Annotated in this window: 12 protein-coding genes; all 12 read left to right on the top strand. The window is 38.3% G+C overall.

Going from position 1 to position 12,134, the window contains the following annotated elements; all coding sequences use genetic code 11:
* The first annotated feature begins 1,166 nt into the window (after nt 1-1,166).
* The 12 genes from M1R53_RS07570 to M1R53_RS07515 all read left to right on the top strand — a co-directional run bounded on the left by M1R53_RS07570 (nt 1,167) and on the right by M1R53_RS07515 (nt 12,134).
* Complete coding sequence (locus M1R53_RS07570) at nt 1,167-2,504, top strand: ATP-binding protein (protein ID WP_249242608.1); 1,338 nt, start codon at nt 1,167-1,169, stop codon at nt 2,502-2,504.
* A gap of 703 nt (nt 2,505-3,207) precedes the next feature.
* Nucleotides 3,208-3,423 carry a hypothetical protein gene (locus tag M1R53_RS07565; RefSeq protein ID WP_019214995.1) on the top strand — a complete coding sequence of 72 codons (216 nt, stop codon included), beginning with the start codon at nt 3,208-3,210 and terminating at the stop codon, nt 3,421-3,423.
* 163 nt (nt 3,424-3,586) lie between these two features.
* Complete coding sequence (gene rpmH, locus M1R53_RS07560) at nt 3,587-3,721, top strand: 50S ribosomal protein L34 (RefSeq protein ID WP_019214996.1); 135 nt, start codon at nt 3,587-3,589, stop codon at nt 3,719-3,721.
* A gap of 6 nt (nt 3,722-3,727) precedes the next feature.
* Complete coding sequence (gene rnpA / locus M1R53_RS07555) at nt 3,728-4,078, top strand: ribonuclease P protein component (protein WP_283162600.1); 351 nt, start codon at nt 3,728-3,730, stop codon at nt 4,076-4,078.
* The gene (yidD, locus tag M1R53_RS07550; protein WP_019214998.1) at nt 4,071-4,286 is read left to right on the top strand and encodes a membrane protein insertion efficiency factor YidD; all 216 of its coding nucleotides are present in this window, start codon (nt 4,071-4,073) and stop codon (nt 4,284-4,286) included. Before rnpA ends, yidD begins: the two co-directional genes overlap by 8 nt.
* A gap of 38 nt (nt 4,287-4,324) precedes the next feature.
* Nucleotides 4,325-5,032, top strand: coding sequence for a YidC/Oxa1 family membrane protein insertase (locus M1R53_RS07545; RefSeq protein ID WP_019214999.1), 708 nt, complete (start codon nt 4,325-4,327; stop codon nt 5,030-5,032).
* Entirely contained in the window at nt 5,022-5,771 is a 750-nt protein-coding gene (gene jag, locus M1R53_RS07540) for an RNA-binding cell elongation regulator Jag/EloR (protein ID WP_249242606.1), read from the top strand. The genes M1R53_RS07545 and jag overlap by 11 nt, the downstream gene beginning before the upstream one ends.
* A 181-nt stretch (nt 5,772-5,952) precedes the next feature.
* Nucleotides 5,953-7,308 carry a tRNA uridine-5-carboxymethylaminomethyl(34) synthesis GTPase MnmE gene (mnmE, locus tag M1R53_RS07535; protein WP_249242605.1) on the top strand — a complete coding sequence of 452 codons (1,356 nt, stop codon included), beginning with the start codon at nt 5,953-5,955 and terminating at the stop codon, nt 7,306-7,308.
* A gap of 18 nt (nt 7,309-7,326) precedes the next feature.
* Nucleotides 7,327-9,216, top strand: coding sequence for a tRNA uridine-5-carboxymethylaminomethyl(34) synthesis enzyme MnmG (gene mnmG / locus M1R53_RS07530; RefSeq protein ID WP_249242604.1), 1,890 nt, complete (start codon nt 7,327-7,329; stop codon nt 9,214-9,216).
* Complete coding sequence (locus M1R53_RS07525; RefSeq protein WP_249242603.1) at nt 9,213-10,013, top strand: metallophosphoesterase; 801 nt, start codon at nt 9,213-9,215, stop codon at nt 10,011-10,013. Before mnmG ends, M1R53_RS07525 begins: the two co-directional genes overlap by 4 nt.
* 31 nt (nt 10,014-10,044) lie before the next feature.
* Nucleotides 10,045-10,746, top strand: coding sequence for a 16S rRNA (guanine(527)-N(7))-methyltransferase RsmG (gene rsmG, locus M1R53_RS07520; RefSeq protein WP_249242602.1), 702 nt, complete (start codon nt 10,045-10,047; stop codon nt 10,744-10,746).
* Nucleotides 10,747-11,363: 617 nt separating this feature from the next.
* Nucleotides 11,364-12,134: a ParA family protein gene (locus M1R53_RS07515; protein WP_249242601.1), complete on the top strand. Its 771-nt coding sequence runs from the start codon at nt 11,364-11,366 to the stop codon at nt 12,132-12,134.

Raw genomic sequence — 12,134 nt, 5'->3', positions numbered from 1 at the left:
ATTTCTTACCTCCGTCCAATGTGGATAATTTATCCACAGGAATCTGTATGTATATGTATTTCTACTAAAAACCCCTTGTGCATAGAAAAATATCTGTTTTCTGTGGATAAGTTTTATTTTTATACACATTTCCACAGGATATCCACAGATTATTAACAAGATACATGATAATATCTTCGCTATTTTCTATGTCTTTTATATTATATCAACAAATAAAAAAATTATCAACATTTATTTTTCTTTTATGTTGATAAGTTGTTTATACCTTTTAAATAGCGTGACGAGTTTTAGGAATTCTTTCTAGAAAATTTTTAGATAAACCACGTTTATAGTCTTGCGCTTTTACTCATTTCACTTAATTTATTCAAATAGTTTTAAACAATTGCTCCTAGAAAAATATGACAAAATGCTTATGATTTTTTATTTTGTCATTTTTTTCAAGGCTAATAATAAAATAATACCTCTTAGGATGAAAAAAATAATTATAGTAAAATAAATATTTAGATCAACATAAGAAAAGTGATTTATTATAAATGGTTTTTATAAATGGTTTTTATTTTAGATCAATATTTTGTATTCACTATCTATTAAAAGAAAAGTGTAATTGACGAAGTGACGCATCTGAGCAAATTGTGAAATTTATTAGCGAAACGAACTGCCCGAAAATTCATCTAGTGGAGTGAAACGTAACGAATATGAATTTTCAAGTGAGTGAGCTTTTAGAAATTTCCAATTTGTGAAGGCTAAGTCACGAGCAATACACTTTTCGCTACTCATAGCAAACTAAATCACTTTTCGTTATAAGAAGAAAATTTATTCATCACAATTAATCATTCTTAGTAAAATTGAAAAAATAAAAACTTGCTTAAAAAACAAATCTTCTTCAATTTACAAAAGATGTCAAAAAATAAAATTTACTTAGAAAATAAATTTTAGGTGAAATTGCAAAATTCTAAGCAATTTTAATTAGAGAGTCTTGATTAAGTAAAAGCGCCCCACTATTATCCCCACAAAACTATAATCCCCGATAAAATTTCTTGAACAATTGTCGGGTTTGTGGTATAATTAAGAAAAACAATTGTCGGGTTTGCAGAAAAAGTGCGAAAAAGAATTGTCGGGTTTGTGATAAAAACGCCAAAAAGAATTGTCGGGTTTGAGGTGAAACTATGTTTAAAAGAAAAATTTATGCTAAGATGCTTGAGTGGAAAAGAAGGTCCAAAGGCAGCACTGCTCTACTTATTGAGGGTGCAAGACGTATCGGTAAATCGACTATAGCCCTAGAATTTGCTAAGAATGAATACGAAAGCTATATTCTTATAGATTTTTCACGAGCTGGTAAAGACTTGAAAAGTTTATTTGATGACTTAAGTAGTACTGATTATCTATTCATGCAGCTGCAACTATTGTTCAATACTAAGCTTGTTGAGAGAAAATCGTTAATTATATTTGACGAAGTGCAATTTTGCCCAAAGGCTAGGCAAGCTATAAAACTCTTGGTTGAAGACGGTAAATACGACTACATAGAGACTGGTTCTCTTATATCAATCAGGAAGAATGTTGAGAATATTCTAATACCGAGCGAGGAAGAAAAATTAAGCATGTATCCTATGGACTTTGAAGAATTTCTTTGGGCTACAGGCGATACTGCTAGCAATGACATTTTAAGAGAGTGCTTTTTGAATGGAACTAGTCTAGGTGAAGCTGCAAACCGCAAGATGCTTTTAAAATTTAGACTTTATATGCTAGTTGGCGGCATGCCTCAAGCAGTAGCTAAATACATTGAAAGCAATAATCTTGAAGAAGTTGATATGGTGAAGAGAAATATAATTACACTGTACCTAGACGATTTCTATAAACTTGACGGCAGGGGTTTTACATCTGATCTATACAAAAACATCCCTTCAGAATTATCAAGACACACAAGCTCATATAAAATTTCATCTGTCTTAAAAAATGAAAGACCAAGCACGGTTCAAGACGAGATTAGAGAGCTTATCGAGTCAAAAACAGTACTCGCCTCATACAACAGCACCGATCCAAGCGCATCGCTTGCCTTGACTAAAGACATAAACAAGTTCAAACTTTATCTTTCAGATACTGGCCTCTTTGTTACTCTAATGTTTATGGATAAGCCATTTACAAAGAATGAAATATATAAAAAATTGCTATCTAATAAATCAGAGGTAAATCTTGGCATGCTTTATGAAAATGCAGTTGCAACGTCGCTTAGATCCTTAGGCTATGACCTATACTTCAACACTTCTTATGACGAAGATTATAAAAAATCGTATGAACTTGACTTTCTTATCTCAAGTGGCAATAAGATCTACCCTATAGAAGTGAAATCGTCTGGCTACAAGGCGCATAAATCCTTGGATGTGTTCATCGATAAATATAGGTCAAGGATAGGAAAAAGTTTTGTTATATACACAAAAGATTATCTTAAAGAGGGAGATATAGAGTATTTGCCGGTGTACTATACTCAGTTTTTGGATGAAATATAAAAATTTGCATTAAATTAAGCCCTTTCGCTAGTTTCGAATTATTTTGTCGTTGCGGAGTGCATTTGCACACCTCACTCCAAAAAATTCTGCACAACGCGAAATCATCTTAATTTCTCTGCAAATTTTGAAATTAATTATTATCAATTAAAGTCTTCGCTAGTTTCGAATTATTATATTACGAGCATTTAGTAAAACAGCTTCATCTTAAAATAATTTCCTCTTAGTTCTAGCAAAATTATTTATCATATCTAAATTAATATTTCAAGCAAATTTAAGAAAAGTGATTTTTTTGACAAGAAAATTTTTTAGATCAAAATTTTGTATTTACTACAAATAAAAGAAAAGTGCTTTTACAGAGCGAAGCCTTCGGAGAAAACTGTTTAAATTTCTTGGCGAAGTGAGCCGCCCGTGGGCTCATCTAGTTGAGCGAAGCGAACGAATATGAGACCACAGGTGAACGAGCTTAGAAATTATCAGTTTTCGTAGACGTAGCAAGCTATGAAAACACTTTTCGAGAATTAATCGCAAAACTAAATCACTTTTCTATATAAGAAGAAAATCTTAAACAATTTTCCAGACAGTGTCTGGAATTTTTAATTTAAATAAATTAAGTAAAAGCGCCCCACCATAATCCCCTTTAAAATCATCTTGCACCACGTCCCATACTGTGTTATAATAAAGTTATAATCAAGGGAGGTTTATCATGAACAAGAAAATTACTTTTTTTGAGTATACCATACTCAAGCTGATCGTTGCGGGACTATTCTTGCTATTGTATTTTAATCCGGGTGTTTTTTGTCTTGAAGAAAATGTCATGCCTGATGCTGTTATCTACTGCAAGGCGGCGTCTTTAATATTTTCAATTCTAACTATTTCTCAAATTTTTGACGCAATTTATAAGGCATCTCTTAAGAACTAATCTACATAGAAGTCTTTTTAAGGCTTCTTTTTTTTATAAAATGGCTCTGCCATACGCATATTTTATCTATTATATTAATATTTTTATAATTTTCTCTTGACAAAGCGCATCTAATTAATTATAATTACTATAGGAGTTTATGTACTATAGGAGGTGTATATAAATGAAGAGAACTTATCAACCTAAGAAAAGACAAAGAAAAGTTGAACATGGTTTTAGAAAAAGAATGGCAACTAAGTCTGGTAGAAATGTCTTAAGAAGAAGAAGATTAAAAGGAAGAAAGAAATTATCTGCATAATTAGCTATGCAAAGATATTTGAGTTTAAGAAAGAAAGTAGATATTAACAGGGTTTTCTTGTCTAAAAAGAAGGCCTTTAACGAGTCGTTTACAATATATTACCGCAATAACAATCTAGATAACCCTAGGTTTTGTTTTGCTATAAGTAAAAAGTACGGCAAGGCGAATAAGAGGAATTTATTAAAAAGAAGGCTAAAGGCGATTATCGAAGCTAATCAAAATGATTTTGAAAAGTCTTATGACATCGTTATTTCGGTTAAACCCTCTGTTTGTGACTACGATTTCTACAAGATTAGAAAAAGATTTCTTTCTTTGTTAAGAAAAATAAATGTTTTAAAGGATAAAGCTTATGAGTAGGATTATGGTTTTATTGGTGAAATTTTACCGCTTTGTGGCACATAAGATTTTTCACAAGAGGCCCAGCTGTATTTTCACTCCAACTTGCTCTGAGTATGCGATGGAAGCTTTTGAAAAATATGGTTTTTTCAAAGGCTTGTATTTGTCTGTAAAAAGGGTTTTAAGATGCAATCCATGGTCGAAGGGCGGCTATGACCCGCTTGTATAGTTTTCCTTTAGGCTTTATTTATCGTTAGGAGGATTTATATGTTAGGTAAAATTTTAGGTTACCTTTTTAATTTCATATATGATCAGCTTGCTAGCATGGGCGCGGAGCCTGCAAACTTCTCGTTTTTAGCGATGACTATCATAATCTCGACTGTTGTCGTGAAATTATTGGTTCTACCCTTACAAATTTCTTCTACTAAGAAGATGAAGAAGACTGCGGATTTGCAGCCTAAGGTTAAGGAGATTCAAGAGAAATATGGATATGATCAACAGATCGCTTCTCAAAAGGTTATGGAGCTTTACAGAAAAGAGGGCGCGTCAATAACTGGCGGCTGTCTTCCACTTCTTGTTCAGTTCCCTATCTTGATTGCGTTCTTCCAAGTGTGCCAAAATCCTGCTGTTAACGCGTTTGGCGAAGCAAAGTATGCTGCGATGCAAAAGACTTTCTTCTGGATCAAGGATTTATCTTTAGTTGATCCGTATTGGTACGGTCTTCCACTAATTGCAACGCTTGTAACTCTGTTAATGAGTGTGACTACTCCAAAGGTCGGCATGACTGACCAGCAGCAAGCAAAGTCCATGAACATAATGCAGTATTTTATGCCACTAATGACATTTTTCTTTACAATTAAATATCCTGCAGGACTAGCTCTTTATTGGGCTGTGTCAAGCCTATTTGCTGCAATTCAACAATTTGTACAAAATAGGATCATTAAAAAAGAGGAGGTAATTGTAAGTGAAAAGTAGATTTGAAGCAAAAACTGTTGAAGACGCTATAAAGAAGGCTGAAACTCAGCTTGGTATGAGTAGAGAGCATTTCACTGTTGATGTTATAAATGAGGATACTAAGGGCTTTTTAGGCATCGGCGCAAAGGACGCTGTGATTGAGGTTATTTACGAAGAAGTGAGTGAACCTCACTGCGGATGCCATGATCACGAGCATGGAGATGGACATGAGCATGAAGAACACCATAATCATGAAGAACATGAAAATCATGAGCACCATGAAGATAATCATGTGAGTGCTGATGAAGAGCACATAAAGATATTAAAAAATTTCTTGGACGAGTTTTTAAGGCTATTTGAGGTAAAGGCTTCGTACAAGATTGAAGAGTCTGACGAGATGATAAGCGTTTTTATCGATGGCGAAACATCTGATGATACATCGAAACTTATCGGCAAAAAGGGTTCTGTACTGGACTCTATGAACACGATAGCGCAAATCCAGCTAAACAAGAGTTTAACTGAGTTTAAGAGGCTTTACATCGACATCGGCGATTACAGAAAAAAAAGACAAGAAAAAGTTAGAGAGCTTGCTATACAAGGTTGTGAAAGGGCTAGAAAGTATGGTACTAAGGTTTCATTAGAGTACATGACTAGCTATGACAGACGTATCGTTCACGAAACCTTAGCAGGTATTGAAGGCGTAAAAACATTTTCTGAGGGCAACGAGCCTCACAGAAGAGTTTGTATCATAGCGAAGTAATTAGGAGGCTTATATAGCCTCTTTTTTATTTATGCTAATGTATTTGCCACGATGAATAATAAAAGAAAATTTACTTTGATAAATTTTCTTGCGATTTAAAGAAAATTTACTTGCGTAATTTTTCTTGCGATTTTAAATATTCTCATATTTAAAATCTAAAATATTATACAAAGGAGAAGAAATGAGAACGATTTGTGCAATATCAACTGCTATGCAGCCGGGTGCCATCGCCATCATCAGGATGAGCGGGGCGAATAGTTTTGCTATTGCGAATAAAATTTTTCGCTCGGCAAGCGGCAAAGATGATTTTAAAAATAAATACATGTACTTCGGCAGGATCTACGACGGCGAAGACTTTGTGGACGAAGTTCTAATCTCGTTTATGAAGGCGCCAAATACCTACACTACAGAGGACATGGTCGAAATTTATTCGCACGGTAGTGTAATTAGTCAAAGAAGGATACTTAATCTCTTACTAAAAAATGGCGCAGAACTTGCTGAGCGCGGCGAATTTACAAAGAAGGCCTTTATTGGCGGCAGAATCGACATCACACAGGCTGAGGCTGTCGCTGACATGATCAACGCCAAGACCGACATGAGCTATAATTTGTCTTTAAAAGCTTTTGATGGCTCAGTTCGTGACTTTATTAATGGCCTTGCAGATAGCCTTAAGATGCTCATTGCAAATATCGAGGTCGCTATCGATTATCCAGAAGAAGACATAGAGGAAATTAGCTACGAGCGCATCACAAATACTTTGGAAAGCGTGAAAAATAGCTTAGATGAGCACATTAGGCGCGCATCTACATCGACACTAATTAAGGACGGCATCAAAACGTCCATAGTCGGCGTACCAAACGTAGGTAAATCCTCGCTTCTAAACACATTTACCCGCGAAGAAACTGCCATCGTCTCAAATATCGAGGGCACTACGCGTGACATGATCACCGAGTACATCGACCTTGAGGGCATCAGCCTTAAACTTATGGATACGGCTGGCATTCGTGAGGCATCGGACGAAATTGAACGCATGGGCGTCGCCATATCGAAGAAGGCAATCAAGGACGCAGACCTCGTTCTAGCGGTTTTTGATTATTCAAAGCCAATGACGGACGGCGATAAAGAGATCATTGACATGGTTCAAGACAAAAAACACATATATATATTAAATAAGGTAGACGAAGGCGAAAACGGCGAGTATTTAGACCATTTCGAGCAAAATGCAAAATACATTTTAACGAGCCTAAAGACTGGCGAAGGCTTCGAAGCGCTTAAGGACATGATTAAGGAAATGTTCTTAGGTGGCGAAATTACTCAAGATGACCTTGTTTATGCTAATATCAGGGAGATGGATCTACTTAATAAGGCGCACGCAGCCATAAGCGAGGCACTAAATGATGCCGAACATAAACAAGTCTACGATCTACTCATAGTCAACATCAGAGGCGCTCTCGATAGCTTACTCGAAATTCTTGGCGAGAAGCTTGACAGTGAGATACTTGATAAGATTTTCCAAAACTTTTGCATCGGCAAATAGATTAAAGGAAGTGATTTTATGCAAAGAAGAGAAAAAACATATATTAGAGGCACGTTTGATGCAGTCGTAGTCGGCGCTGGACACGCTGGCTGCGAGGCGGCACTAGCACTTGCCCGCCTTGGCAAAAAAACTGCCGTCATCACCATCAGCCTCGACGCAATCGCTGCGATGAGCTGCAATCCTAACATTGGCGGCACTGGCAAGGGTCATCTCGTTCGCGAGATTGACGCGCTTGGCGGCGAGATGGCGAAAAACATCGACAAAACTTACATTCAGTCGCGTATGCTAAACACCTCAAAAGGCCCAGCTGTGCACTCTTTGCGCGTTCAAGCAGATAAGCAGGCCTACCACCGCGCGATGAAAAAGACGCTTGAAAACGAGCCGAATCTTACCATAATCCAAGGTGAAGTGGACGAAGTTCTTTTTGATAATGGCACTGCCACTGGCGTACGCATGACTACAGGCGCTGTACTTGAGTCGAAGGCAGTAATTTTGGCGACAGGCACTTACCTTAAAGGAAGAATATTTGAGGGCGAGCTAAATTACGAGTCGGGCCCCGATGGCCGCTTCCCTGCTCGCTATCTATCAGCGTCTTTAAATGAGAATGGCATTGAGTTACGTAGAATGAAGACAGGAACACCAGCCAGAGTCCATCGCCGCAGCATCGACACGTCAAAGATGGCTGTACAAGAGGGCGACAAGACCATAGTCCCCTTCTCATTTATGAATGAGGCGGACGCTATTAAGAGGGATCAAGAGGTTTGCTACCTAACATACACTACTAAGCCAATGCACGAATACATTTTGGCACACATGGATCGCTCAGCGAGGACGCTTGGCGACATAACTGGCGAAGGACCACGCTATTGCCCAAGTATAGAGGATAAAGTGCTTCGTTTTAAGGACAAGGATCAGCACCAAGTTTTCATCGAGCCAGAGGGCACGGATACTGATGAAATGTACATCCAAGGCGTTTCGACTGCCCTTCCTGAGGAGATGCAAGTCGAGATGTATAGGATGATAGAGGGGCTTGAGCAATCCGAGATTATGAGAAGTGCCTACGCGATTGAATATGACTCGATCGACCCCACTTCACTAAAGCTTAATCTTGAGTCCAAAAGCCATGATAATCTATTTTTCGCGGGCCAGATCAATGGCTCATCGGGCTACGAAGAGGCCGCTGCCCAAGGCATCATGGCAGGCATCAACTGCTACTTAAAGCTTGAGGGCAAGGATCCTTTTATTATCAAGCGTAGCGAGGGCTACATAGGCGTTCTGATCGACGACCTCGTTACAAAAGGCACAAACGAGCCGTATCGTATGATGACGAGCCGCTGCGAATATAGATTAAGTCTAAGGCAGGACAACGCTGATATGCGTCTTACAGAGTACGCTTATAGGATAGGTCTCGCATCTGAAGAGCGTTATAATCACATGCTTGAGAAGAAGAAACGCATCGATGGCGAGCTTGAAAAATTGAAATCGAAATCCATTGGCCCCAAAGAAGAGACAAACGCTTACCTTGAAAGCCTTGGCACGACAGCGCTTAAGACCGCAGTTACACTAGAGGAGCTCCTTCGCCGCCCAGAGATACATTACGATAATTTAGCTAAGTTTATGGAGCTTACACTAGATAAGCCGGACGAAATACTTGAGCTCGAGACAATTGTCAAGTACGACGGCTACATCAAGAAGCAAAATAAAGAGATAGAGAACTTTTTGAAGATGGAAGAGCGTTCATTGAAGGACTTTGATTATAGCTTAGTCAAGGGACTAAAGACCGAAGCGAAAGAAAAGCTCGAAAAGTTTAGACCGTCAAACCTTGGTCAAGCATCGAGAATCAGCGGAGTTTCGCCAGCCGATATAAACAACATCATTATATATATGGAAATAAATAAACGCAAATGATTTATTTAATAATTGGCATCGCCTTGTTAATGGCACTCGCCTTCTTCATCATGTGGAAGAAAAAATTAGTCGTGAGTGAATACACAGTAAAAGCGCCGATGGATATGGATCTCATTATATTATCTGATTTGCATTCGATGGACTTCGGAGAAGGACAAAGAGAGCTGCTTGATATAGTCGATAGCATTCCATTTGACGCGATACTACTTCCTGGCGATATATTTGACGATAAGGTCGACGATAAAAAAGGATATGAGTTTATAGAAGGCATCAAGAAATACAAGTGCTACTACATTTTAGGCAATAACGAGATCATCTCTGGCAAGGCAGAGCTGCATATGAATAAGCTCGCTTCCATGGGCATCACAGTTTTGGACGATGGCAAAGCCATTATCAAAGCAGATGAAAATGATGTAGAAATTTGGGGTTTTAGAGATAGACACCCTTGGCGAATGAAAGATTATGCGGCGCATGTGGCTCGTACGCTTGCTTCCGATACAGATAGCCATGATTATCGCATAGTTCTCTCGCACAAGCCACTAACGAAGGATGAGTTTAAGGACATAAACGCAGATTTAATCATCGCAGGCCACGCACATGGCGGTCAATGGCGCTTACCTCCTATAAATAACGGAGTTTTCGCGCCAAACCAAGGAATATTTCCAAAGTATGCTGGCGGCGTATATGAGACGAACGGCAGATGCGAAGTCGTTTCGAGAGGTCTAGCGCGCGGACTAAAGCTTGTGCCGCGGCTAAACAACCCGCCCGAGATCGTTTTACTACACTTAAGAAAATAATGTTCCACGTGGAACATTTGAAAGGATATATATGCTAAAAGATTATTTGAATGAGATTAATATAAACGCTACAGAGGGGCAAATTGCTGAACTTGAGCGCTTTAAGGACTTGCTCGTGGAGAAAAATAAGGTAATGAACCTAACTGGCATCACCGAGTCAGACGAGGTTGACAGGCTTCACTTCACCGACAGTGCCTACCCTCTTACCCTGCCCGAATTAAAAAATGCGAAGAAGATAATAGACGTAGGTACAGGCGCCGGCTTCCCCGGCATAGTTCTGAAGATACTTGCTCCAGAAAAAGAGATTTTACTCAACGATAGTTTGTTGAAGAGACTAAAATTTTTGGACGAAGTTATTTTAGATTTGGATTTAAAGGATATAGAGACAGTTCACGCAAGAAGCGAAGACCTTGCTCATGTCGCAGCGCATAGAGAAGCCTACGACGTAGCAATTTCAAGAGCAGTCGCTCGCCTAGCCACACTTACAGAGTATATGCTCGGCTTTGTGAAAGTCGGCGGATTTATGCTTTCGATGAAAAGCGGAGATATAGATGAAGAAGCAGCCGAAGCAAAGAAAGCTATAGCTGCAATGGGCGGAGAAATTGTAGATGTGCATAAGTATAGATTGTTTGATGAGTTTGATCGATCGATAGTGGTGATTAAAAAAGTTAGAAATACACCGAAAAAATATCCACGTAACAAGAATCTTCCTAAAACTAAGCCGATCTTGTAGTTCGCATTCGATTTATATTATATATAAGAGATCATATTTGATATGGTCTCTTTTTTGTTTGGCTCAATAACGAAAAGTGATTTATTTGCAATATTTAACGAAAAGTGTATTACTCGTGACTTAGCCTTCACAAATTGGAAATTTCTAAAAGCTCACTCACTTGAAAATTCATATTCGTTACGTTTCACTCCACTAGATGAATTTTCGGGCAGTTCGTTTCGCTAATAAATTTCACAATTTGCTCAGATGCGTCACTTCGTTAATAACACTTTTCTGTCATTTGATAGTGAAAACAGAATTTTGATCTTAAATAAATAAGTCATAAAGAAAAATCACTTTTCTTTTATTATATACAGAGAATAAAATAGATGCAGCCCATAAGCATTTAACATTTTATCATCTCAATAAAAATGTTCCACGTGGAACATCTATCGCCCGATAACCATTTTCATAAAATGTTCCACGTGGAACATTCCTTACAACATACTAAACAAGCCTATTAACACATCTATTACAATCGTTCGAGCTCTAGGCGAAATTTTTACAGAATTGGCTTGTCTAAAATAGCTATTGATATTTACGTAGCTTTGTGGTAATATTAACTTAGAGGTGATTTCATGTCCAAAACTATTGTCATATTTAATCAAAAAGGCGGCGTCGGCAAAACAACGACAGCCATCAACCTAAGCTATGCGCTTGCTAAGCTTGGTCAGAGGGTCTTGTGCGTCGACATGGATGCTCAGTCAAACCTATCGAGCGGTCTTCTTGAAGACTACAGCGAGGCTACGTCAGCCACATATACGCTTCTTACAGACGATAAAAAAGACATCAGATCACTAATAAAGCCGACTAAGCTAGATAAGCTCCATGTCATCGACTCATCGACAGACATCGCGGGCCTTGAGATCGAGCTTGCACAAAAAGGCGATTGGAAAGACATCTTAAAGCGCCGTTTGGACAAGATTAAAAGTGATTACGATTTCATTTTTATAGACTCGCCGCCGTCACTTGGCATCCTTTCAATCATGAGCCTTGCAGCCGCAAACTCAGTTATCATCCCGATACAGGCCGAGTACTACGCACTTGAAGGCGTTTCGAAACTCATTAAGACCATAGAGCTAGTCAAAGAAAATTACAATCAAGCCCTTACAATCGAAGGCGTTCTAATCACTATGTTTGACGCGAGAAATAATCTTCACACCGAAGTCTTCTCCGAGGTTCAAAACTTCTTTGGCACGAAGCTCTACACAGCGGTCATTAACCGCAATATCCGTCTTGCAGAGGCGCCAAGCTACTCGATGAGCATATTCGAGTACGACAAAGCCTCAAAAGGAGCCGAAAATTACATGAATCTAGCCGAAGAATTTTTACAAAAGCAAGGAAGGTGA

The organism is Fenollaria massiliensis (assembly GCF_023347705.1).
Lineage (GTDB): Bacteria > Bacillota > Clostridia > Tissierellales > Peptoniphilaceae > Fenollaria > Fenollaria massiliensis.
Note: the sequence above shows the minus strand (reverse complement) of the source record. Positions and strands in the feature narration are given on the sequence as shown.

Bases quoted from the DNA above. Each gene is read 5' to 3' on its own strand.
- M1R53_RS07565 (WP_019214995.1), top strand. From the start codon at position 3,208: ATGAACAAGAAAATTACTTTTTTTGAGTATACCATACTCAAGCTGATC.
- rsmG (WP_249242602.1), top strand. From the start codon at position 10,045: ATGCTAAAAGATTATTTGAATGAGATTAATATAAACGCTACAGAGGGG.
- M1R53_RS07545 (WP_019214999.1), top strand. From the start codon at position 4,325: ATGTTAGGTAAAATTTTAGGTTACCTTTTTAATTTCATATATGATCAG.
- M1R53_RS07570 (WP_249242608.1), top strand. From the start codon at position 1,167: ATGTTTAAAAGAAAAATTTATGCTAAGATGCTTGAGTGGAAAAGAAGG.
- rnpA (WP_283162600.1), top strand. From the start codon at position 3,728: ATGCAAAGATATTTGAGTTTAAGAAAGAAAGTAGATATTAACAGGGTT.
- mnmG (WP_249242604.1), top strand. From the start codon at position 7,327: ATGCAAAGAAGAGAAAAAACATATATTAGAGGCACGTTTGATGCAGTC.
- rpmH (WP_019214996.1), top strand. From the start codon at position 3,587: ATGAAGAGAACTTATCAACCTAAGAAAAGACAAAGAAAAGTTGAACAT.
- M1R53_RS07515 (WP_249242601.1), top strand. From the start codon at position 11,364: ATGTCCAAAACTATTGTCATATTTAATCAAAAAGGCGGCGTCGGCAAA.
- M1R53_RS07525 (WP_249242603.1), top strand. From the start codon at position 9,213: ATGATTTATTTAATAATTGGCATCGCCTTGTTAATGGCACTCGCCTTC.
- yidD (WP_019214998.1), top strand. From the start codon at position 4,071: ATGAGTAGGATTATGGTTTTATTGGTGAAATTTTACCGCTTTGTGGCA.
- mnmE (WP_249242605.1), top strand. From the start codon at position 5,953: ATGAGAACGATTTGTGCAATATCAACTGCTATGCAGCCGGGTGCCATC.